The organism is Nonomuraea sp. 10N515B (assembly GCF_052245915.1).
Taxonomy (GTDB): domain Bacteria; phylum Actinomycetota; class Actinomycetes; order Streptosporangiales; family Streptosporangiaceae; genus Nonomuraea.
In genome coordinates, this window is the sequence record NZ_JBQQBQ010000014.1 from 128,430 (window position 1) to 149,794 (window position 21,365).

Genomic DNA, 21,365 nt, shown 5'->3' on the forward strand with positions numbered 1-21,365 from the left:
AGGCGTGGGCGGCGCGGCTGTCTCCCCGAAATCAATAGCCTCCGGTTGGCCCACACCCGGTTGGCCTTGAACGAGGCGGCGACGACGGGGATCTGCGCGTTCGATTCACATCGACATCTGGTTGGCGACAGCAATCTGGGGGGTGTCAGCCACGCGCCACGGCCCATTGGCGGCGTGGACCAGCCCCTCCCCAAGAGTGGCGGCCGTCTCCAGCGACAGCCGAAGATCGCAAAGTGCACCCCGACCCGGTCTGTCCCGCCGGATCGCAAGCACCTCCGGGACGCCCGGCAGAACAAAACCGGCGCCCGACCCCTGGGAAGGACCTTTTAGTTGAGCGACACCACCGAACTCCTCTCCGACGCATCAGGCGCAGAGCCGGCGTCCGGCGACACCCCCACTCGCGCTCCGGCCAAGCCGCGTGCGCGTCGCTCCGGCACCGGCCTGTCCGCCAAGGTGCTGCCCGAGCTGCAGAAAATAGCGGCGGAGCTGGGCATCAGCGGGACCGGGCGCATGCGGAAGAGCCAGCTCATCGCGGCCATCCAGGAGAAGCAGGGTGGCGGCGCAGGAGAAGGCACGCCGGCTCCCGCGGCCGCCGCCGAGGCGCCTGCGGCCACGCCCGAGGCGGCCCCGGCCGCCGAGCGGCCCACCCGTGCGCGCAGGGAACGTTCCCGCGCCAAGACCGCCGAAGAGCCCGCCCCGCAGCCCGTTGCGGCCGCGCCGGAGCCCGTGGCCGCGGCGCCCGAACCTGTCGTCGCACCGGCCGAGCCGGTCGTGGAGCAGCAGCCCCAGGCCGTTGAGGCCGCGCAGGGCGAAGGTCGCGGCGAGCGTGGCGAGAGCCGCAGGGAGCGCCGCACCCGCGGCGAGCGTCGTGAGCGCGGCGAGCGCTCCGGCAGCGACCGCAGTGAAGGCGGTCGTGCGGAGAGCATCGGCCGCGGTGACCAGCGCGTCGCCGACGCGGGTGGCCGTGGCGACCAGCGCAGTGACCAGCGTGGCGAGCTGCGCAGTGACCAGCGCGGCGACCAGCGTGGCGACCAGCGCGGCGACCAGCGCGGTGACCAGCGCGGTGACCAGCGTGGCGACCAGCGCGGTGACCAGCGCGGTGGCGGCGACGAGGACGACCGCGGCGGGCGCGGTCGCAGGGGCCGCTTCAGGGAGCGCAACCGCGGCCGAGGCCGTGACCGCTTCGAGAGCGGCGAGCCCGTCGTCAGCGACGACGACGTGCTCATCCCGATCGCCGGCATACTGGACATCCTCGACAACTACGCGTTCGTCAGGACCAGCGGCTACCTGCCGGGCAGCAACGACGTTTACGTCTCGCTCGCCCAGATCCGCCGCAACGGCCTGCGCAAGGGCGACGTCATCACCGGCGCCGTCCGGCAGCCCCGCGACGGCGAGCGGCGCGAGAAGTTCAATGCCCTGGTCCGCCTCGACACCGTCAACGGCATGGACCCGGAGCAGGCCCGCAACCGGCCGGACTTCAACAAGCTGACGCCGCTCTACCCGCAGGAGCGCCTGCGCCTGGAGACCGAGCACAACATCCTGACCACGCGGATCATCGACCTCGTGTCGCCGATCGGCAAGGGCCAGCGTGGCCTCATCGTCTCGCCGCCCAAGGCCGGTAAGACGATGGTGCTGCAGGCCATCGCCAACGCGATCACCCGCAACAACCCCGAGTGCCACCTGATGGTCGTGCTCGTGGACGAGCGGCCTGAAGAGGTCACCGACATGCAGCGGTCGGTCAAGGGCGAGGTCATCCACTCGACCTTCGACCGTCCCGCCGAAGACCACACCACGGTCGCCGAGCTCGCCATCGAGCGGGCCAAGCGCCTGGTGGAGCTGGGCCACGACGTGGTCGTCCTGCTCGACTCGATCACCCGCCTCGGCCGCGCCTACAACCTGGCGGCCCCGGCGTCCGGTCGCATCCTGTCGGGTGGTGTCGACTCCACGGCGCTCTACCCGCCCAAGCGCTTCTTCGGCGCCGCCCGCAACATCGAAAACGGCGGCTCGCTGACGATCCTCGCCACGGCCCTGGTCGAGACCGGGTCCAAGATGGACGAGGTCATCTTCGAGGAGTTCAAGGGCACCGGCAACATGGAGCTCAAGCTCAACCGGTCCCTGGCTGACAAGCGGATCTTCCCTGCGGTGGACGTGGACGCGTCCGGCACCCGTAAGGAAGAGATCCTCATGGTCAGGGAAGAGCTCCAGGTCGTCTGGAAGCTGCGGCGCGTGCTGCACGCGCTGGACATGCAGCAGGCTCTTGAGCTGCTCCTGGAGCGGATGAAGGACACCAAGTCCAACGCGGAGTTCCTCCTCCAGGTCCAGAAGACCACGGTGGGCAACGACCGCGACTAGCGGCTCCTGTAGGAAAAGGGGCGGCAGGGGTTCTCCCTGCCGCCCCTTTTCCATTGGTACGGAGCGGGCGGACGGGTATGGGGTGCTGGTGTGGCGGAGGTGGGGGTAGCCCTACCTCGGGCCGGACGGCAGCCACATTCACGCGCGCCGCTCCGGCGGGCAGTCTTGGGGCATGCGATCGGTGGCGTTGAAAGACCGCGTGCCGTTCGGGCCGAAGGGCCCGCTGGGGGTCCTGGTTGATCCGATGACGTGGCGTGCGGCACCGTACTTGCTGGTCAGCGTGGCGTTCGGGCTCGGCTGGTTCATCGTGTTATCGCTGGCGGTGCCGACCTCGCTCTCGCTCACGGTCCTCTGGGTCGGCGTGCCCCTCGCGATGGCGACCATGCTGATGTGGCGCGGCGGGGCGATGCTGGAGCGCAGGATGCTCGGAGCGGCGCTGGGGGTCAGGATTCCCGACCCGTACCGGAGCCGTCCCGAGCGCGGGCTGGGCGCGCACATCCGCTGGCTGGTGACGGATCCGGCGACCTGGAAGGACCTGGGCTATCTGCTGATGCTGCTGCCGCTCGGGCTGGTGGAGGCGGTGGCGTCGGCCGCGTTGTGGATCGCCACGGGCGGTTTGCTGCTCGCGCCCTTCATCCTGGCGATCGATGAGGCGATGGGGGCAGGCGATTACTTCATCGAGGAATGGACGGCCGCCTGGGTGGCCACGTTCTTCGGCGTCGTGCTGCTCGTGCTGACCGCGTACCTCGTGCGGGGGATGGCCTGGCTGCACGGGACCCTCGCCGTGGTGCTGCTCGGCGGCAGCGAGGAGGAGCGGCTGCGGGCCAGCCGCGCCCGGGGCATCGACGCGGCCGAGACGGAGCGGCGCAGGATCGAGCGCGATCTGCACGACGGCGCGCAGCAGCGGCTGCTGTCCGTCGCGGTGGACCTGGGGCGGGCGCAGGCCAAGTTCGACGCCGAGCCCGAGGAGGCCAGGATGCTCATCGCGCAGGCGCACGCGGGCACCAAGGCCGCCATCGCCGAGCTGCGCAACCTGGCCAGGGGCATCCATCCGGCCATCCTGAGCGACCGCGGGCTGGACGCGGCCCTGTCCGGGCTGGCCGCGCGAGCGCCCATCCGCGTGGACGTGTCGGTCGAGCTGGAGGAGCGGCCACCGGCCGCGGTGGAGAGCATCGCGTACTTCATCGTCGCGGAGTCGCTGGCCAACATGGCCAAGCACGCGGCCGCGACGGAGGCGTCGGTGGCGGTGTTCAGGGACCGTCGCGGAGTGATCGTCGACGTGTGGGACAACGGGGTCGGCGGCGCCGTCGTCACCCCCGGCGGCGGGCTGTCGGGACTGGCCGACCGGGCGGCCACCATCGATGGCGTGCTTGTCGTGCACAGCCCCATCGGCGGGCCCACGATCGTGCGTGCGGAGCTGCCCTGCGAGTGGTAGTCATGTGGCCATGCGCGTGGTCATCGCCGAGGATTCCGTACTGCTGCGGGAAGGGTTGGCCCGGTTGCTCGCCGACGGTGGCATCGAGACCGTGGCGAGCGTCTCCGACGGGCCCGCGCTGGAGGCGGCGGTGCTGGAGCACGACCCCGACCTGGCGATCGTCGACGTGCGCATGCCGCCCACGCACACCGACGAGGGCCTGCGGGCGGCGCTGCGGGTCCGCCAGGCCCGCCCGGACTTCCCCATCCTGGTCCTGTCGCAGTATGTCGAGGAGCGCTACGCGGGCGACCTCATCGGCAGGGCCGTCGGCTACCTGCTGAAGGAGCGGGTGGCCGACGTGGCCGAGTTCCTGGAGGCGGTGCGGCAGGTAGCGGCGGGCGGCACTGTCATCGACCCCGAGGTGGTCGTGCAGTTGCTCAGCCGCCAGCGCCGCGGCGCCCCGCTCGACACGCTCTCCCCCCGCGAGCGCGAGGTCCTCGCCCTGATGGCCGAGGGCCGCTCCAACACCGCCATCGCCGCCCGCCTCGTCGTCACCGAAGGCGCGGTGGAGAAGCACATTTCCGGCATCTTCACCAAGCTGGCCCTCGGGCCGGCGCCCGAGGACCATCGGCGTGTGCTGGCCGTGCTGACCTATCTCGGCCGCTAGTTACCTGACGTCCACGAACTCCTGCGGCGACAGCGAGCTCCGCGTCGTCTTCGTGCCGGGCACCCTGACCCGGAAGTATCCGTCCTTCTTCGCCGTGTACGTTTTGGCGTACTTGCCGGTCGAGGTGGCCTTGGCGAAGCCCATGAGCTTGTACGTCTTGGTGCCCTTGGCCTTGAAGTACACCTCCACGATCTTGCCCTTGTACGCCTTCGTGCCGCGGTAGACCTTGCCGTACACCTTGAACGTCTTGCCCTTGGTCACCTTGTTCGGCGCGGCGATCGTGACCCGCGACTTGGCCTTCTTGGACGCGCCGCCCTCGGGCGCCACGACCGTGAACGCCGCCACGCCCTTGAGCGTCTCCCCGCCCTTGTGCGCGTACACCTCGAGAGTCCAGTCGCCGGGGGTGCTGTCGTCGGCGAAGTACGTGCTCCCGCGGTAGCGTCCGTCCGCTTCCTTCGCCAGGTCGCCCAGGTCGTAGAACTCGCCGCCCGCGTCGCTGACGAGCTTGGCCGACACCGTCGTCGCGTCCTTCACCGACGCCTCCACCGAGACCTGGACGTCCTTGCCCTTGACGAGCTGGACGGGGTTCGGGCTGACCTTCGCGCCGGTGATCCCCTGCTTGCCGGAGACCTTGACCACGAACGGCGTGGTGTTGGCGCCGGTGTCGCGGGTGACGACGACGCTCAGTTTCCACTCGCCGGCCGGGTCGTCCTTGCTGATCGGCCACTTGCCGGTGAGCTTCTGCGTCGCCGCGGTGTCGCCCGTCCTGAAGTCGAACGTCACCGTCTTCGCCGCCTTGCCCGGCGGTTCGATGGAGCCGGTGACGCCGGAGACCTTGGACGGCTCCTTGAGCGTGAGCGTCACGACGCCTTCGACGTCGTTCTGGAGCGGGATGGACGCGCTCGCGGAGGCGTCCCCCGTGAAGTCGTCGGCCATCGTGGCGGCGGCGCTCACACCGGTGCCCGCGAGGAGAACGGCGGCCCCCATGGCGATCGCGAGCAGCGATCGCACCCTTCTCTTCATGCCTGGGATCCTTACCAAAGTGAGGGATGGTGGCAGGGAGCCTAATGTGACATTCGGACCTCTGCTGCGTAGATCGCGGGGAATGTCCGATGGCCTGGGATGGTTGGACGATCTGGCACACTGGTAGCTGACCATTTTGCGGTTCCGGTTCCCGCCATGCATGAAGGCGACCCGGCGGCCGCGCCCCGAAAGGACAGCGATGAAGCCCGACATCCACCCTGACTACAACGTGACGCAGGTGACCTGCTCCTGCGGCAACACGTTCACCACGCGCAGCACCGCCAAGAACGGCGTGATCCACGCCGACGTGTGCTCTGCCTGCCACCCGTTCTACACCGGCAAGCAGAAGATCCTCGACACCGGCGGCCGGGTGGCGCGCTTCGAGAAGCGCTTCGGCAAGAAGGCCACGGGCAAGTAGCTTCACTCACGCCGGCCCGGACGCTCGCGCGAGCGCCGGGTCGGCGTTGTTGGTGAAGAACCCGAAACGACTGAAGGACGCACGGTGAACCTCGACGAGTTGCTCAAGGAGTATTCCGAGCTGGAGCTGCAGCTCGCCGACCCCGCCGTGCACGCTGACCAGAGCAAGGCCCGCACCCTCGGCAGGCGCTACTCCCAGCTCACGCCGATCGTCGGCACCTACCGCGAGCTGGAGTCCGTCCGCGAGGACCTGACCGCCGCCAAGGAGCTGGCCGGCGAGGACGAGTCGTTCGCGGCGGAGGCCGCCGAGCTCGAAGGGCGCGTCCCCCAGCTGGAGGAGCGGCTCAAACACCTGCTCATCCCGCGTGATCCCAACGATGACAAGGACATCATCATGGAGATCAAGGCGGGCGAGGGCGGCGAGGAGTCCGCGCTGTTCGCGGGCGACCTGCTGCGGATGTACCTGCGCTACGCCGAGCGTCTCGGCTGGAAGACCGAGGTCATCGACTCCCAGCCGTCCGACCTGGGCGGATACAAGGACGTGACGGTCGGCATCAAGGCCAAGGGCGACGAAGGCGTGTGGTCCAGGCTCAAGTTCGAAGGCGGCGTGCACCGCGTGCAGCGGGTGCCGGTCACCGAGTCACAGGGCCGCATCCACACCAGCGCCGCGGGCGTGCTCGTCTACCCGGAGGCGGAGGACGTCGACGTCCAGATCGACCCCAACGACCTGCGCATCGACGTTTACCGCTCCAGCGGCCCCGGCGGCCAGAGCGTCAACACCACCGACTCCGCGGTCCGCATCACCCACCTGCCCACCGGCGTGGTCGTCTCCTGCCAGAACGAGAAGAGCCAGCTGCAGAACAAGGAGTCGGCGCTGCGCATCCTGCGGGCCCGGCTGCTGGTCATGGCGCAGGAGGAGGCCGACGCCGCCGCGCAGGCGGAGCGCAAGTCCCAGGTGCGCACGGTCGACAGATCGGAGCGCGTCCGCACCTACAACTTTCCGGAAAACCGCATTTCCGACCACCGCGTCGGCTTCAAGGCGTACAACCTCGACCAGGTTCTCGACGGCGAGCTCAATGCCGTGACGCAGGCCCTCATCGACGCCGAGATGGCGGAGAAGCTCGCACAACACTCATGACATTTCTGCTGGACGAGATCGCCCTCGCCACCGCGCGACTGGCCGAGGCAGGCGTGCCCTCACCGCGCACCGACGCGGAGGAGATCGCGGCCTTCGTCCACGGCGTGCGCAGGAGCGAGCTCCACACGGTCAAGGACGGCGACTTCGACGCGTTGTTCTGGGAGGGCGTGGCCAGGCGCGCGGCCCGGGAGCCGCTGCAGCACATCACCGGGCACGCCTACTTCCGCTACCTGGAGCTCTCGGTCGGGCCCGGCGTGTTCGTGCCGCGGCCGGAGACCGAGGTGATGGCCGGCTGGGCGATCGAGACACTGCGCGAGATGGACGTGACCGCTCCGCTCGTGGTCGACCTCGGCACCGGGTCCGGCGCGATCGCGCTCTCGATCGCCCAGGAGGTGGCGCTGGCCGAGGTCCACGCCGTGGAGGTCGACCCCGCGGCGTACACGTGGGCCAAGCGCAACATCTCCGAGCACGGCCAGGGCCGTACGCACCTCCACCCCGAGGATCTCGCCGAGGCGCTGCCCGAGCTCAACGGCAAGGTCGACCTGGTGATCTCCAACCCGCCCTACATCCCGCCCGGCGGGATCCCGCGCGACCCCGAGGTGCGCGACTACGATCCCACGCGGGCGCTCTACGGCTCCGGCGACGACGGGCTCGGCGAGGTGCGCGCGGTCGAGCGCACCGCCCGCCGCCTGCTGCGACCCGGTGGCTGGGTCGCCGTCGAGCACGCCGACGAGCAGGGCAGGGCCGTCTATCTGACTTTCCCCGAGGACAACGGCTGGCGCGACGTGCGGCTTCGCCAGGACCTCACGAGAAGAGATCGTTTCGTCACCGCAAGGCTGGGCCAGGAATAGGATTCTTGCCGTGGGAAGACGTTTTGACTGCTCAGACCCCGAGCAGCGGGCCGAGGGCCTGCAGGAGGCCGCCGCCGCCGTGCGCAGGGGCGAGCTCGTGGTGCTGCCGACCGACACCGTCTACGGCATCGGCGCCGACGCGTTCACGCCGTCGGCGGTGACCGCGCTGCTGGACGCGAAGGGGCGCGGCCGTGACATGCCGCCGCCCGTTCTCGTCGGCACCGTCAGAGCCGCCACAGCGCTCATAGACGACATGGGAGCCTATGGCCAGGACCTGATAGACGCCTTCTGGCCTGGGCCGCTCACGCTCGTCTGCAAGGCCAACAGGGCCCTTTCCTGGGACCTGGGGGACACCAAGGGCACGGTGGCCGTGCGCATGCCGCTCGACTCGGTCGCGCTCGAGCTGCTCAAGGAGACCGGGCCCATGGCGGTCTCCAGCGCCAACCGCTCCGGCGCCCCGGCCGCCACCACGGCTGAGGAGGCCGAGGAGCAGCTCGGTGAGTCGATCGCGGTCTACCTCGACGGCGGCAAGACCACCGACAACACGCCATCCACCATCCTCGACCTGACCACGGCCGTGCCCAGGATGTTGCGCCGCGGCGCGATCCCGGTGGAGAAGCTTCGCGGCATCATCGGCTACGTCGCCACTGACGACTGATCGGTTGACCCGGCAGGCAGACGTATACCGTCTGCTTATCCCGGCTGCGGCCGCGCTCCTCCCAAGATTACGGTGAGGCCCGGAGCGGCTATTGGTCCGGGGAGTGGTTCATGGGCAAGTTCGACGGCATGGATCCCAAGCTGGTCCGTGATCTGCTGTCCGAGGTGAAACACGCGGCCACGCAGATGCGTACGGCCGAGGATCGGGTCAGGCTCGAGTTGAACCGGGCCGGGCTGTCGGCCCAGACCACGCACCGTCCCGTCCAGATCGCCGACGCGGCCGAGGAGATGGTCAGGGATGTGAACAAGCGGCTCGAGGTCCTGGAGAAACGGGTCGACGAGCCGCGGGGGACAGGGGACGCACCTCGGTCCGGGGGCGGGGCCACGGACGACGACGAGCCCAAGGACGTGCGCGGGGAGCAGGACAGGTACGAAAATCCGCGAGCCGGTGAGAAGCCCGACGAGGTGACCCCCAAGGACGATGACGTCAAAACGGGCGAGGAACCCAGGACCGGGTCGGACGGGAAGACGGACGCCGACGGTAAGACGGGTTCGGACGGCAAGACCGATGCCGACGGTAAGACGGGTTCGGACGGCAAGACGGATACCGACGGCAGGACGGGCTCGGATGGGGAGACCGGCTCCGACGGGAAGACGTGCGACGACGCCGACGACACTGGGATCGGCAAGGACACGGGGACGGGCAAGGACACCGGCGCTGACGTGGACTCCAGGAGCGACGGAGGCGTAGGCACTGGAGGGGACGGTGGCACCGGTGGGGACGTCGGCACTGGCGGGGACGCTGGCACCGGTGGGGACGCCGGCACTGGCGGAAATACCGGTGAACAGCCCGCCGATCAGCCCAAGAATGACGATCTGGACAGTCGGCGCGAGCGCGGGACTGAGGCAGACGGCGGTGGGACGGACACGGGTGCCGCGGCGGACACCCCGGCCAAGGACCACCCCGACGACACCGATGCCACCAAGCCGCACGTCGTGGTGGTGGACGGCGTCAAGGTCCTGCAGATCCCGCTCGACCCGCCCACGGCCGAGCAGATAGAAGACCTGCTGGAGAACACCGACAAGGTCCAGCCGGCCGAAATGCCGAAGATGCCGGCCGACGCCACCGCCGCCTCGAACGTCAACGCCTGGGCCAACGACGGCAGCGACGTCGTCTCCGCCGACGCCACCCCGCCCAACCTGGACGCGCTGAAGACGGTGATCGAGAACCACCGCGACATCCCACCCCTGGACATGCCGGGGGTGGAGGTTCCGGTGGGTGAGTACGGCAAGGGCCAGTGGGCCGAACGCGACATCCGCCCGGACGGGGACCCGGGCTCCATCGCCCCGGGCGGGCCGACCACGGCCGCTGGCGACCAGGTGACCCTCCCGCCGACATCATCTGCCTCGGACGGCACCGGCCCGACGGCCACATCGGGCGCAGGCGGCTCAGGGCCGCCCGGCACAGGCGGCGGCACGACGGGCGCCTATCCGGCGGACGGGTACGGTTCGGTGGGCATCACGCCGATCGATGATCCCTCCTCGGCCTCGCAAGCCGACGATGCCTGCGACTCCGCCATGGGCACCACGCCCGACGGCAAGGGCACCACGCCGGATGGCACGGGCACCACGCCCGAGGGCAAGGACACCACGCCCAGAGACACGGGCACACGGCCAGGGGACGCCGATGGCACACCAGGCGGCACCGGGACGACGCCCGGCACCGGCGCGACGCCGGGCGACACCTCGTCGGACAGCGACACCGGCGTACGGATCCCGCCCACGCCACCCGCCGGCGATGCCGGCGCGAACACGGGAGCCGCCGGCGACGCCCCCGGCGCGGGGACAGCCGATGAGCCCCGCACCACGACACCGGACATGCGGCCCGATGCCGGTGGCACCACGCCGAGCGGCACTCACGGCACCATGCCGGACGACATCTACAGCGGTGGGCCGGAGGGCGTGCACGGTGGCGCGGTGGCCGACGCATACGGTGACCGGCGCGCCGACGCCGACGGTGCGACGTCGGCGGGTGGGCACGGCGTGGCGGCCGTCGCCGAGGCAGGCGGCGAGGGCGAGAGCCGGTCGGGGGTCGAGGCGTGGGCGAGCGACGACAGCGACGTGGTCTCCATAGACGTCCCCCCACTCAACCCCGAAGCCCTCAGGACGGTGATCGAGAACCACCGCGACATCCAGCCGCAGGAGATGCCCTCTGTGCAGATCCCGCCCGGCGAGTACGGCAGAGGCGAGTGGGCGCCTGAGGACATCCGCCCGGACGGCCCGCCGGGTGCGGTCGATCCCGGCACGCCGGAAAGGAGCTCCTGATGTACGTCGATCCACCTGCCCCCGAGGCCTGGACCAACAAGTCCCGACCTCCGGAGGAGACCACCGGATCGCTGGCGACCCCGCCGGGCGCTCATCGCTACAATCCCGAGTACGAGCGGCTGGTCGACGCATGGAACGCCGTCATGCCCCAGCTGAATGCGCTCAAAACGGCCCTCGACAAGGCCTACAGCCTGGCCAGGAGCCCCCAGACATGGGACGCGCCGGTGGGCGAGCGCTACGTCCAGGACATCCGCGAATGGCGCACCAGGCTGGCGGCCTACCGCCATGCGGTGCTGACGGCGATCAGTGACCGCGCGGCGGACACTCCACAGTGGCTGCCGTCCTCGGCAGTCATGCCGCGCTACCCCGGGTAACCCCACCTTGTGGGCGAACCGGACATCAGGGCGTACATTGGGGAAATGGGTACGCCACCCTATTACGGCCCGGATTTCGGGCTGTTGCAGAAGCAGGATCCCGAGCTCGCGCAGGTGCTGCTCGACGAGCTCGACCGCGTGCGTGGCGGGCTCCAGCTGATCGCGAGCGAGAACTTCACCTCGCCCGCCGTCCTGGCCGCCCTGGGTTCCACGCTCACCAACAAGTACGCCGAGGGCTACCCAGGCCGCCGCTACTACGGCGGCTGCGAGGTCGTCGACCGGGCCGAGCGGCTGGCGATCCAACGCGCGAAGAAACTCTTCAACGCCGAGCACGCCAACGTCCAGCCGCACTCGGGCGCCTCCGCCAACCTGGCCGCCTACGCCGCGCTCCTGCAGCCCGGCGACACGATGCTGGCCATGGCGCTGCCGCACGGCGGCCACCTCACCCACGGCTCGAAGGTGAACTTTTCGGGAAGATGGTTCGACGTCGTGTCGTACGGCGTGCGCCGCGACACCGAACTCATCGACTACGACGAGGTCAGGGATCTGGCGCTGCGGCACCAGCCGAAGCTGATCGTGTGTGGGGCGACGTCGTACCCCAGGCTGATCGACTACGGGGCCTTCCGCGGCATCGCCGACGAGGTGGGGGCGTGGCTGATGGCCGACGTGGCGCATCCGATCGGGTTGATGGCGGGTGGCGCGATCCCCTCGGCGGTGCCGTACGCGGATGTCGTGACGTTCACCACCCACAAGGCGCTGCGGGGGCCGCGGGGCGGGGCCATCCTGTGCACGGAGGAACTGGCCAAGAAGATCGACCGGGCGGTGTTCCCGTTCGTCCAGGGCGGGCCGCTGATGCACGTGGTGGCGGCCAAGGCGGTGGCGTTCGGGGAGGCGATGCGGCCGGAGTTCGCCGACTACGTCAACAAAGTGATCGTGAACGCCCGGGCCCTGGCCGAGTCACTGACCGGGGAGGGGATGCGGGCCGTCTCCGGCGGCACGGACACGCACCTGGCGCTGATCGACCTGCGTGACATGGGAGTGTCAGGCGCCGAAGCGGAGCAGCGGTGCGCGGCGGCGGGGATCACACTCAACCGCAACGTGATCCCGTACGATCCCGAACCGGCGTCCATCACGTCAGGTATCCGGGTGGGCACACCGTGTGTCACCACGCAGGGGATGGGGCCCCAAGAGCTCAAGGAGGTGGGGACGCTGGTGACCAGGGCCGTGCGCCATCCGGGGAGCGCGGGCGAGGTCAGGGAAAGAATTGCGGCGCTTCTGGCCATCCATCGGCCATATCTCAGCGAATATTAAGCTGGTCTGTGTTGTTTTCCGGTCACAGTCGGCCGGAGCATCCGGGAAACTAGGTCCGTGCGCGAATACCTGTTCATGGCGCTCATCTCGGCAGCCGTGACCTATCTGCTGGTTCCGCTGGTGCGCCGCTTCGCCATCCGCATCGGCGCCATGCCGGAGGTTCGCGCGCGTGACGTGCACACCACGCCGACGCCCAGACTGGGCGGTCTGGCGATGTACGGCGGCCTGGTCGTGGGCCTGCTGGTGGCCAGTCAGCTCACGCACACGGGCAAGGCGCTGACGCACACCGAGGCCGACGCGGTGACGGCGCTGATCGTGGCCGGCGGGCTGATCACGATCACCGGGTTCCTGGACGACTGGTGGGGCATGGACGCCTTCATCAAGCTCGGCGGGCAGATCGCGGCGGCAGGTGTGCTGGTCTTCTTCGACCTTCGGCTGCTCTACATCCCGCTGCCGCAGGACTGGGGCGGCTCCACCAGCCTTGACTACACCCTCAGCACCGTGATCACCATCATGGTCGTGGTGGTGACCATCAACGCGGTCAACTTCGTCGACGGGCTCGACGGCCTGGCGGCCGGGATCGTCTGCATCGCCGGCATGGCCACCTGGGCCTACTCGATCTTCCTCGCCGAGAACATCAGCGGCGGCCGCATCACCACCACGGCGGCCATCGCGGCCATCCTCATCGGCACCTGCCTGGGGTTCCTGCCGCACAACTTCCACCCGGCGAAGATCTTCATGGGCGACACCGGGGCCATGCTGATCGGGCTCGTGCTCGCCTCCTCCATCGTCACCGTGACGCCGGTCGACCCCGGGATCATCGAGGGCATGAACAAGGTGCCGGTGCTGCTACCGCTGCTCCTGCCGGCCGCCGTGCTGATCCTGCCGCTGGTCGACCTGATCACCGCCGTGGTGCGGCGCACCTCACGTGGCCTGTCGCCGTTCGCGCCCGACCGCGGTCACCTGCACCACCGGCTCATGGACATCGGCCATTCGCACCGCAGGTCCGTGCTGATCATGTACGCGTGGGCGTTCCTGTTCGCCTTCGGCATCGTGGGCATGTCCACGATCGGCGTGCCGGTGCTGCTGTTCCCCGTGGTCATCCTGCTCGCCCTGGCCGTGCTCGTGCTGATGGCCCTGCCGCGCTGGCGGGGCAGAGGCGGCACGCACGCCGCCTCGCGTGGCAAGCAGCCCGACGACGACGGCCCGCCCACCGGGCCCATGCCGCCGATTCCGCCGGAGCCCGAGGTCAGACGACGGATGCCGCCGGGGGACGGCCCTTCGCGCGAACGTGCGTCGGCCGAGGGAAATCCGGTCATTCCAGCCTTTCCTAGTCGTTCTTGATCGCGAACTAGAAACGGCAGGTAAAAGCGGTCTTCCGTGAGCTTGTGATATCTTTCACGAGCAGGGGCCTTCAGAGGCAGATGCTCTGGGGGTAGCAAACGCTCGCTTGATAACACGCTGATGGAGCACCAATGCAGGCCAACGACGTGCGCGTACTCAAGAGCGCCGCGATTCCGACCCTGACGGTCGGGGTGGTCGCCGTGGTTGTCTCGCTCCTGATGGCAGGCGGCAAGGGAGCTCTGGGCGCCGCGCTCGGCACCTTGCTGGTCGGGGTTTTCTTCAGCATCAGTGTGGTAGCGGTGTCCTATGCCGCACGGGTGTCTCCCCAGATGATGGCGATCGCGGCGATGGTGAGCTATCTCGTCAAGGTCGTCGTCATCATGATCGTGCTGACCGCGTTCCGCGACACCACGGTCTGGAACACGCTGGCGTTCGCCTGGTCGGTCGTGATCTGCACGCTCGTGTGGACCGGCTTCGAAGTGCGCGCCTTCATGAAGACCAAGATGCTTTACGTCGACCCTGAGGCCCGAGTCCCCGGAAAGGGCGACTCATGAGGCTGGTGTACGGGCAGGGTCCGATATGACTAGTCCTCTACTCGCCTGCTATCGTCAGGGCCGCGATGAGCGCACAGGAACGCCGACCGGAAGAAGACGGTCGCGACTTCGCCGATGCCATGTGGTCGGTCCCCAGCTATCTGCTCGCGGGGATGGTCTTCTACGGCGGTCTCGGCTGGTTGCTGGACCGCTGGTTGGACATGTCCGCGTTCTTCCCCATAGGCGTCGTCCTGGGGGTCGTGCTCGGTGGCTATCTGGTCTACCGGAAGTTCGGTCGCTAGCCGACGCAGCGATCGCTTCGCTGAGGAAACCCTTGTGAACTACTACGACGTTGAAGGGAACGCCGCGTGAGTGCGCTGACGCTCCTCGCTCCACCAGCCGACCAGTTCGGGGCGCCTACGCCTGAAGAGCTGTTCAACCTGCCGCCCATCATTCCCGGGGTCGAATGGTTCACGAAGCCGGTTCTGCTCGCGCTGCTGAGCGCGGTGTTCGTGATCGGCCTGTGCTGGGCAGCCTTCGCCAACCCCAAGGTCGTCCCAAGGGGTGTGCAGAACGTCGTCGAGTACGGCTACATGTTCGTCCGCGACCAGGTCGCCCGGCCCTTCCTGGGCAAGGACGCCGACCGGTGGATGGGCCTGCTGGTGACGCTCTTCTTCATGGTCCTCGTCTGGAACCTCATGGGCGTCATCCCGGTGCTCCAGTTCCCGGTGGCCTCGCACATCGCCTTCCCGGCCGTGCTGGCGCTCTCGATCTACGTGCTCAAGGTCTACCTGGGCATGAAGCACCAGGGGCCGTGGGGCTACTTCAAGAACATGATGTTCCCGCCGGGGCTGCCGAAGCCGATCTACGTGCTGCTGTCGCCGATCGAGTTCCTGTCCAACCTGATCATCGCGCCGTTCACGCACGCGGTCCGACTGTTCGCCAACATGTTCGCCGGCCACATGCTGCTGGCGTTCTTCAGCATGGTCGGCTTCTGGTTCCTCTTCGAGCAGCTCTCGCCGCTCGGCGCACCCGTGGGTGTCGTCGGTGTGATCATGACCATCATCCTCACCGGCTTCGAGATGTTCATCCAGTTCCTGCAGGCCTTCCTGTTCGCGATGCTGGCCGCGATGTACATCGGCGGCTCGCTGCACGCGGAGCACTGAGAACCACATACCGGAATATCCATGACCGGTGACACCCGAGTCGCCGGCCGTCCAGTAAAGGAATAACAGCAATGGGCATTCTCGCTGAGGTCTCCGGCAACGTCACCGCCATCGGTTACGGTCTCGCCGCCATCGGCCCCGGCATCGGCGTCGGCATCATCTTCGGTCAGGGCGTGCAGGCCATTGCGCGCCAGCCCGAGGCCTACGGCCTGATCCGCCAGAACATGCTCCTCGGCTTCGTTCTTACCGAGGCCCTCGCCCTGATCGGTCTGGTCGCGCCGTTCATCTTCCAGGCCATCTGATAGATCGCCTTCTGACGAAAGGCTGCACTCATGACGTACATGGCAGCTAAGCTTCTCGCCGCGCCGGAAGAGCACGCCTCCAACCCGCTCATCCCGCACACGTACGAGCTCGTCGTCGGCATCTTCGCGTTCGCCGTCGTCTTCTTCGTCGTTGGCAGGATGCTCATCCCGCGTATCCAGAAGACGCTGGCCGAGCGGACCGACGCGATCGAGGGCGGCATCAAGAGGGCTGAGGAAGCCCAGGCCGAGGCCCAGGCTCTGCAGCGGCGTTACGCCGAGCAGCTGGAGGAGGCCCGTCGGGACGCGGCCAGGCTGCGCGAGGAGGCTCGCGAGCAGGCCGCGCAGATCAAGGCCGAGCTCCGCGAGGAGGCGCAGGCCGAGGCCCGCCGCCTCGTCGAGGCCGCGCACGCGCAGATCGAGGCCGACCGCCAGGCGGCGTTCGCGCAGCTCCGCGCCGAGATCGGCCGTCTGTCGACCGACCTGGCCGGCCGCATCGTCGGCGAGTCTCTGACGGACGAGGTCCGCCAGAGCCGCATCGTGGACCGGTTCCTGGACGAGCTGGAAGCCGGCAGCGCGCAGGCGGTGCGCTGATGCGTGGTCTGAGCAGGACGTCGCTGGCCGAGGTCGAGGAGCGGTTCAACGCCGTCGCCGGCAGTGCCGACCTCGGTGCGCTCTCCGACGAGCTGTTCGCGGTCGCGGATCTGCTCGACCGTGAGCACGGCCTGCGCCGGGCCCTGTCCGACCCTGCCAGGTTCGCCGAGCAGAAGACGGGCACGGTGGGCGCGCTGCTCACCGGCAAGGTCGCCCAGGCCACGCTGGACACCGTCGAGGCCGCGGTCTCGGCCAAGTGGTCGCGCGCGGGTGACCTGCCCGACGTGCTCGAACGGCTCGGCATCGTCGCCGCGGCGGCGGAGGCCGAGAGCCAGTCCAGGCTCGACGAGGTGGAGGACGAGCTCTTCCGCTTCGGCCGCATCGTCGCCGCCAATGCCGACCTGCGTCTCGCGCTGACCGATCCGGCGGCGCCCGAGGAGGGCAAGCGGCAGCTGCTGCGCGACCTGCTCGGCGACAAGGTCGCTCCGACCAGCCTGCGCCTCATCTCGCAGCTGGTTGCGCACCCGCGAGGGCGTAGCCTGGAAACAGGCCTGGAAGAGGTCGGTCAGCTCGTGTCCGCGCAGCGCCAGCGCCTTGTGGCGGTGGTGCGCAGCGCCGTCGAGCTGACCGAGGAGCAGAAGCGCCGCCTGACGGCGTGGCTGCGCACCTCATACGGCCGCGACGTGCACCTGAATGTCGAGGTGGACAAGCGAGTGCTCGGTGGGTTCTCGGTCCGCATCGGCGACGAGATCATCGACACCACCATTGTGGGACGAATCGAAGAAGTCCGCCGCCGGTTGGCCGGCTAAGGCGAATAGGGAGACAGAGTAGAGATGGCGGAGCTTACGATCCGGCCGGACGAGATCCGGGACGCGCTTGAGCGCTTCGTCCAGGCGTACGAACCGGAAGGCGCCGCGCGCGAGGAGATCGGGACCGTCGTCGACGCCGGCGACGGCATTGCCCATGTCTCCGGCCTTCCCTCGGCGATGGCGAACGAGCTGCTCGAGTTCGAGAACGGCACGCGCGGCCTGGCACTTAACCTCGACACCCGCGAGATCGGTGTCGTGGTCCTGGGCGAGTTCAGCGGCATCGAGGAGGGCCAGACGGTCCGCAGGACGGGCGAGGTCCTGTCCGTGCCCGTCGGCGACAACTTCCTCGGCCGCGTGGTCGACCCCCTCGGCAACCCGCTCGACGGCAAGGGCGCCATCGAGTCCGAGGGCACGCGTGCCCTCGAGCTCCAGGCCCCCTCGGTCGTCCAGCGGCAGCCGGTGAAGCAGCCGCTGCAGACCGGCATCAAGGCGATCGACGCCATGACGCCGATCGGCCGCGGCCAGCGCCAGCTGATCATCGGTGACCGTGGCACCGGCAAGACCGCGATCGCCGTGGATACCATCCTCAACCAGCGCGAGGCCTGGGCCTCCGGCGACCCCGAGGCGCAGGTCCGCTGCGTCTACGTCGCCATCGGCCAGAAGGGCTCGACGATCGCGCAGGTCAAGGCCCGCCTGGAGGAGGCAGGCGCGATGGATTACACCACCATCGTCGCCGCCCCGGCCTCCGACCCGGCCGGCTACAAATACCTCGCCCCCTACACCGGCTCGGCCATCGGCCAGCACTGGATGTACCAGGGCAAGCACGTTCTGATCATTTTCGACGACCTCACCAAGCAGGCCGACGCCTACCGCGCCGTGTCCCTGCTGCTGCGTCGCCCGCCGGGCCGCGAGGCCTTCCCCGGCGACGTCTTCTACCTCCACTCCAGGCTGCTGGAGCGCTGCGCCAAGCTGTCGGACGACATGGGCGGCGGCTCGATGACGGGCCTGCCGATCATCGAGACCAAGGGCAACGACGTGTCGGCGTTCATCCCGACCAACGTCATCTCCATCACCGACGGGCAGTGCTTCCTCGAGACCGACCTGTTCAACGCCGGCGTACGCCCGGCGATCAACGTCGGTATCTCGGTCTCCCGAGTCGGTGGCTCGGCGCAGGTCAAGGCGATGCGCAAGGTGGCGGGCACGCTGAAGCTGTCGCTGTCCCAGTATCGCGACCTGGAGGCGTTCGCCGCGTTCGCCTCCGACCTCGACGCGGCCTCCCGCGCCCAGCTCGACCGCGGCCAGCGCCTGGTCGAGCTGCTCAAGCAGCCTCAATACTCGCCGTTCGCGGTCGAGAAGCAGGTCGTGTCGGTGTGGTCCGGCACCACCGGCGAGCTCGACGAGGTGCCGGTCGAGGACGTCCGCCGGTTCGAGACGGAGTTCCTCGACTACCTGCAGTCCTCGCACAAGGGCATCCTCGACGGCATCCGGGAGACCAAGGAGCTGCCCGACGACACGGTGACCGCTCTCAAGGACGCCATCACGGAGTTCAAGAAGGGCTTCACCACCTCCTCGGGTGAGCTGCTGGTCAAGGACGAGCCGGTGGCGCCGCTCGAGGCCGGCGAGGTCGGCCAGGAGAAGATCAAGAAGGTCGTCCGTCCGGCGGAGAAGAAGTAGGACATGGGTGCCCAGCTAAGGCTGCTGCGGCGGCGGATCAGCTCGGTCAAGTCGACCGCGAAGATCACGCGCGCCCAGGAGCTCATCGCCTCTTCACGGATCGTGAGGGCGCAGCAGCGGATGCAGGCGGCGCTGCCGTACGAGCGTGAGATCACTCGCGCCGTCACCGGCGTCGTCAGCAACGCGGCCAGCGTCGACCATCCGCTGACCGTGGCGAAGGACAACCCCGCCAGAGCGGGCGTCCTCATCGTCACCAGCGACAGCGGGTTCTGCGGCGGCTTCAACGCCAATGTGCTGCGCGAAGCCGAGGCCCTGCGCGGGCTGCTGGAGAGCCGCGGGCTGACCGTGGTGCCGTTCGTCACGGGGCGCAAGGGTGTCACCTGGCACACCTTCCGCCAGCGGGAGATGGGCGGCAGCTGGGTCGGGTTCTCGCGCAAGCCGGCTTACGCCGACGCCAAGGAGATCGCCAACACGCTGATCGACTCGTTCAAGGACGACAACGGGATCGACGAGATCCACATCGTCTCGACCGAGTTCGTCTCGATGCTCACGCAGAACGTCGTGGTCAAGCGGGTCCTGCCGCTGGAGGTCGAGGAGACCGAGCCGAGCGAGTCCACCGCGATCCCGCCGTACTTCGAGTTCGAGCCGACCGCGGGCGACGTGCTGGAGTCGCTGCTGCCGCGCTACGTGGAGTCGCGCATCTTCACGGCGCTGCTGCAGTCGGCGGCCTCTGAGGAGGCCGCGCGGCGGCGCGCGATGAAGTCCGCGACCGACAACGCCAACGAGCTGATGCGGGTGCTCACCCAGCAGATGAACCAGGCTCGCCAGGCCGAGATCACCCAGGAAATCAGCGAGATCGTCGGTGGCGCCAACGCGCTCGCTGACGCCGCAGCGGGGAAAGAGTGAAATGACTGCAGAGGCTGTTGAAACTGTAGAGGCCGCGGCGGCCGGCACCGGCCGCGTGGCACGTGTCACCGGCGCCGTCGTCGACGTGGAGTTCCCCGTCGAGGCGATGCCCGACATCTATAACGCGCTCAAGGTCGGGGTGGCCCTCGGCGGCGAGACCAAGACCCTGACGCTCGAGGTCGCCCAGCACCTGGGTGACAACCTCGTCCGCTGCATCTCCATGCAGCCCACCGACGGTCTGGTCCGCGGCCAGGCCGTGACCGACACGGGCAACCCGATCTCGGTGCCGGTCGGCGACGTCGTCAAGGGCCACGTGTGGAACGCGCTGGGCGAGACGCTCGACGTGCCGACCGCATCGCTCAAGATCGACGAGCGCTGGGGCATCCACCGGCCGTCCCCGGCCTTCGACCAGCTCGAGTCCCGCACCGAGCTGCTGGTCACCGGTATCAAGGTCATCGACCTGCTCACCCCCTACGTGCAGGGTGGGAAGATCGGTCTGTTCGGCGGCGCCGGCGTCGGCAAGACCGTTCTGATCCAGGAGATGATCCGCCGCGTCGCCCGTAACTTCGGTGGCACCTCGTGCTTCGCCGGTGTGGGCGAGCGCACCCGTGAGGGCAACGACCTCTGGCTCGAGATGATGGAGGCGGACGTCCTCAAGGACACCGCCCTCGTCTTCGGCCAGATGGACGAGCCGCCGGGCACGCGTCTGCGGGTCGCGCTGTCGGCGCTGACGATGGCGGAATACTTCCGCGACGTGCAGAAGCAGGACGTGCTGCTCTTCATCGACAACATCTTCCGCTTCACGCAGGCCGGTTCCGAGGTCTCCACGCTGCTCGGCCGTATGCCGTCCGCCGTGGGTTACCAGCCCACGCTGGCCGACGAGATGGGTGTGCTCCAGGAGCGCATCACCTCGACGCGTGGTCACTCGATCACCTCCATGCAGGCGATCTACGTGCCCGCGGACGACATCACCGACCCGGCCCCGCACAACGCGTTCGCGCACCTCGACGCGCAGACCGTTCTGTCCCGGCCGATCTCGGAGAAGGGCATCTACCCGGCGGTGGACCCGCTCGACTCCTCCTCCCGGATCCTCGACCCCCAGATCGTGGGCGAGGAGCACTACCGGGTGGCCCAGGAGACCAAGCGGATCCTGCAGAAGTACCGGGAGCTCCAGGACATCATCGCGATCCTCGGTATCGACGAGCTCTCCGAGGAGGACAAGGTCACCGTCCAGCGGGCCCGCCGCATCGAGCGCTTCCTGTCGCACCCGATGTACGCGGCCGAGGCCTTCACCGGCCAGCCGGGCGAGACCGTGCCGCTCGACGAGACCATCGCCTCCTTCAAGGGCCTCTGCGCGGGTGAGTACGACCACCTGCCCGAGCAGGCGTTCTTCATGGTCGGCGGCATCGACCAGGCCATCGCGAAGGCCAAGGAACTCGAGCGTCGCTAATCGCCCCACGGTGGTGGCGCGGTTTCGCAGCCGCGCCATCATCTGATCGGAAAGGACCTAC

General features: G+C 68.8%; 21 protein-coding genes. 20 read left to right on the forward strand and 1 reads right to left on the reverse strand.

All coding sequences use genetic code 11. The features are described 5' to 3' along the window. The first annotated feature begins 330 nt into the window (after positions 1 to 330). The 3 genes from rho (at position 331) to ACTWQA_RS23120 (ending at position 4,433) form a co-directional block, all read left to right on the forward strand. Positions 331 to 2,352: a transcription termination factor Rho gene (gene rho, locus ACTWQA_RS23110; RefSeq protein ID WP_443161218.1), complete on the forward strand. Its 2,022-nt coding sequence runs from the start codon at positions 331 to 333 to the stop codon at positions 2,350 to 2,352. A 172-nt stretch (positions 2,353 to 2,524) separates the two neighbouring features. Next, entirely contained in the window at positions 2,525 to 3,787 is a 1,263-nt protein-coding gene (locus tag ACTWQA_RS23115; RefSeq protein WP_443161219.1) for a sensor histidine kinase, read from the forward strand. A gap of 10 nt (positions 3,788 to 3,797) precedes the next feature. Further along, the gene (locus tag ACTWQA_RS23120; RefSeq protein ID WP_443161220.1) at positions 3,798 to 4,433 is read left to right on the forward strand and encodes a response regulator; all 636 of its coding nucleotides are present in this window, start codon (positions 3,798 to 3,800) and stop codon (positions 4,431 to 4,433) included. Here the strand turns inward: ACTWQA_RS23120 and ACTWQA_RS23125 are convergent, their stop codons facing one another. Then, positions 4,434 to 5,456, reverse strand: coding sequence for a hypothetical protein (locus tag ACTWQA_RS23125; protein WP_305918394.1), 1,023 nt, complete (start codon positions 5,454 to 5,456; stop codon positions 4,434 to 4,436). Positions 5,457 to 5,655: 199 nt separating this feature from the next. Between ACTWQA_RS23125 and rpmE the strand changes: the two genes are divergently transcribed. The 17 genes from rpmE (at position 5,656) to atpD (ending at position 21,304) form a co-directional block, all read left to right on the forward strand. After that, positions 5,656 to 5,874 (forward strand): 50S ribosomal protein L31, encoded by a 219-nt coding sequence (rpmE, locus tag ACTWQA_RS23130; protein ID WP_305918393.1) that lies wholly within the window; start codon positions 5,656 to 5,658, stop codon positions 5,872 to 5,874. Positions 5,875 to 5,958: 84 nt separating this feature from the next. Further along, entirely contained in the window at positions 5,959 to 7,011 is a 1,053-nt protein-coding gene (prfA, locus tag ACTWQA_RS23135; RefSeq protein WP_305918392.1) for a peptide chain release factor 1, read from the forward strand. Beyond that, on the forward strand, positions 7,008 to 7,862 hold the full coding sequence (gene prmC, locus ACTWQA_RS23140) for a peptide chain release factor N(5)-glutamine methyltransferase (RefSeq protein ID WP_305918391.1): 855 nt from the start codon (positions 7,008 to 7,010) through the stop codon (positions 7,860 to 7,862). Before prfA ends, prmC begins: the two co-directional genes overlap by 4 nt. 10 nt (positions 7,863 to 7,872) lie before the next feature. Then, a complete protein-coding gene (locus ACTWQA_RS23145; protein WP_305918390.1) occupies positions 7,873 to 8,520 on the forward strand; it encodes an L-threonylcarbamoyladenylate synthase in 648 nt (215 codons plus the stop codon). 110 nt (positions 8,521 to 8,630) lie between these two features. Then, positions 8,631 to 10,844, forward strand: coding sequence for a hypothetical protein (locus tag ACTWQA_RS23150; protein WP_443161221.1), 2,214 nt, complete (start codon positions 8,631 to 8,633; stop codon positions 10,842 to 10,844). Then, entirely contained in the window at positions 10,844 to 11,218 is a 375-nt protein-coding gene (locus tag ACTWQA_RS23155; RefSeq protein ID WP_327584938.1) for a hypothetical protein, read from the forward strand. Before ACTWQA_RS23150 ends, ACTWQA_RS23155 begins: the two co-directional genes overlap by 1 nt. Before the next feature lie 45 nt (positions 11,219 to 11,263). Beyond that, on the forward strand, positions 11,264 to 12,529 hold the full coding sequence (glyA, locus tag ACTWQA_RS23160; RefSeq protein ID WP_443161222.1) for a serine hydroxymethyltransferase: 1,266 nt from the start codon (positions 11,264 to 11,266) through the stop codon (positions 12,527 to 12,529). Positions 12,530 to 12,586: 57 nt separating this feature from the next. Beyond that, on the forward strand, positions 12,587 to 13,873 hold the full coding sequence (locus ACTWQA_RS23165) for a glycosyltransferase family 4 protein (protein ID WP_443161223.1): 1,287 nt from the start codon (positions 12,587 to 12,589) through the stop codon (positions 13,871 to 13,873). 131 nt (positions 13,874 to 14,004) lie between these two features. Further along, positions 14,005 to 14,427 (forward strand): hypothetical protein, encoded by a 423-nt coding sequence (locus ACTWQA_RS23170; RefSeq protein WP_327584936.1) that lies wholly within the window; start codon positions 14,005 to 14,007, stop codon positions 14,425 to 14,427. Between the two features lie 65 nt (positions 14,428 to 14,492). After that, on the forward strand, positions 14,493 to 14,708 hold the full coding sequence (locus ACTWQA_RS23175) for an AtpZ/AtpI family protein (RefSeq protein WP_305918384.1): 216 nt from the start codon (positions 14,493 to 14,495) through the stop codon (positions 14,706 to 14,708). A 66-nt stretch (positions 14,709 to 14,774) separates the two neighbouring features. Continuing rightward, a complete protein-coding gene (gene atpB / locus ACTWQA_RS23180; protein ID WP_443161224.1) occupies positions 14,775 to 15,572 on the forward strand; it encodes a F0F1 ATP synthase subunit A in 798 nt (265 codons plus the stop codon). Positions 15,573 to 15,643: 71 nt separating this feature from the next. Beyond that, entirely contained in the window at positions 15,644 to 15,874 is a 231-nt protein-coding gene (atpE, locus tag ACTWQA_RS23185; RefSeq protein ID WP_443161225.1) for an ATP synthase F0 subunit C, read from the forward strand. A gap of 30 nt (positions 15,875 to 15,904) precedes the next feature. After that, positions 15,905 to 16,465 (forward strand): F0F1 ATP synthase subunit B, encoded by a 561-nt coding sequence (locus tag ACTWQA_RS23190; protein WP_443161226.1) that lies wholly within the window; start codon positions 15,905 to 15,907, stop codon positions 16,463 to 16,465. Continuing rightward, positions 16,465 to 17,274 (forward strand): F0F1 ATP synthase subunit delta, encoded by an 810-nt coding sequence (locus ACTWQA_RS23195; RefSeq protein ID WP_443161227.1) that lies wholly within the window; start codon positions 16,465 to 16,467, stop codon positions 17,272 to 17,274. Before ACTWQA_RS23190 ends, ACTWQA_RS23195 begins: the two co-directional genes overlap by 1 nt. 24 nt (positions 17,275 to 17,298) lie before the next feature. After that, on the forward strand, positions 17,299 to 18,948 hold the full coding sequence (gene atpA / locus ACTWQA_RS23200) for a F0F1 ATP synthase subunit alpha (RefSeq protein WP_443161228.1): 1,650 nt from the start codon (positions 17,299 to 17,301) through the stop codon (positions 18,946 to 18,948). A 3-nt stretch (positions 18,949 to 18,951) separates the two neighbouring features. Continuing rightward, positions 18,952 to 19,854 (forward strand): F0F1 ATP synthase subunit gamma, encoded by a 903-nt coding sequence (locus ACTWQA_RS23205; protein ID WP_443161229.1) that lies wholly within the window; start codon positions 18,952 to 18,954, stop codon positions 19,852 to 19,854. Position 19,855: 1 nt separating this feature from the next. Continuing rightward, positions 19,856 to 21,304 (forward strand): F0F1 ATP synthase subunit beta, encoded by a 1,449-nt coding sequence (atpD, locus tag ACTWQA_RS23210; RefSeq protein ID WP_443161230.1) that lies wholly within the window; start codon positions 19,856 to 19,858, stop codon positions 21,302 to 21,304. Positions 21,305 to 21,365: the final 61 nt, after the last annotated feature.

What these genes read in the sequence shown, in the direction of transcription:
- ACTWQA_RS23115 (WP_443161219.1), top strand. Translation starts at nt 2,525, where the DNA reads ATGCGATCGGTGGCGTTGAAAGACCGCGTGCCGTTCGGGCCGAAGGGC.
- ACTWQA_RS23120 (WP_443161220.1), top strand. Translation starts at nt 3,798, where the DNA reads ATGCGCGTGGTCATCGCCGAGGATTCCGTACTGCTGCGGGAAGGGTTG.
- ACTWQA_RS23125 (WP_305918394.1), bottom strand. Translation starts at nt 5,456, where the DNA reads ATGAAGAGAAGGGTGCGATCGCTGCTCGCGATCGCCATGGGGGCCGCC.
- rpmE (WP_305918393.1), top strand. Translation starts at nt 5,656, where the DNA reads ATGAAGCCCGACATCCACCCTGACTACAACGTGACGCAGGTGACCTGC.
- prmC (WP_305918391.1), top strand. Translation starts at nt 7,008, where the DNA reads ATGACATTTCTGCTGGACGAGATCGCCCTCGCCACCGCGCGACTGGCC.
- ACTWQA_RS23150 (WP_443161221.1), top strand. Translation starts at nt 8,631, where the DNA reads ATGGGCAAGTTCGACGGCATGGATCCCAAGCTGGTCCGTGATCTGCTG.
- ACTWQA_RS23155 (WP_327584938.1), top strand. Translation starts at nt 10,844, where the DNA reads ATGTACGTCGATCCACCTGCCCCCGAGGCCTGGACCAACAAGTCCCGA.
- glyA (WP_443161222.1), top strand. Translation starts at nt 11,264, where the DNA reads ATGGGTACGCCACCCTATTACGGCCCGGATTTCGGGCTGTTGCAGAAG.
- ACTWQA_RS23170 (WP_327584936.1), top strand. Translation starts at nt 14,005, where the DNA reads ATGCAGGCCAACGACGTGCGCGTACTCAAGAGCGCCGCGATTCCGACC.
- ACTWQA_RS23175 (WP_305918384.1), top strand. Translation starts at nt 14,493, where the DNA reads ATGAGCGCACAGGAACGCCGACCGGAAGAAGACGGTCGCGACTTCGCC.
- atpE (WP_443161225.1), top strand. Translation starts at nt 15,644, where the DNA reads ATGGGCATTCTCGCTGAGGTCTCCGGCAACGTCACCGCCATCGGTTAC.
- ACTWQA_RS23190 (WP_443161226.1), top strand. Translation starts at nt 15,905, where the DNA reads ATGACGTACATGGCAGCTAAGCTTCTCGCCGCGCCGGAAGAGCACGCC.
- ACTWQA_RS23195 (WP_443161227.1), top strand. Translation starts at nt 16,465, where the DNA reads ATGCGTGGTCTGAGCAGGACGTCGCTGGCCGAGGTCGAGGAGCGGTTC.
- atpA (WP_443161228.1), top strand. Translation starts at nt 17,299, where the DNA reads ATGGCGGAGCTTACGATCCGGCCGGACGAGATCCGGGACGCGCTTGAG.
- ACTWQA_RS23205 (WP_443161229.1), top strand. Translation starts at nt 18,952, where the DNA reads ATGGGTGCCCAGCTAAGGCTGCTGCGGCGGCGGATCAGCTCGGTCAAG.
- atpD (WP_443161230.1), top strand. Translation starts at nt 19,856, where the DNA reads ATGACTGCAGAGGCTGTTGAAACTGTAGAGGCCGCGGCGGCCGGCACC.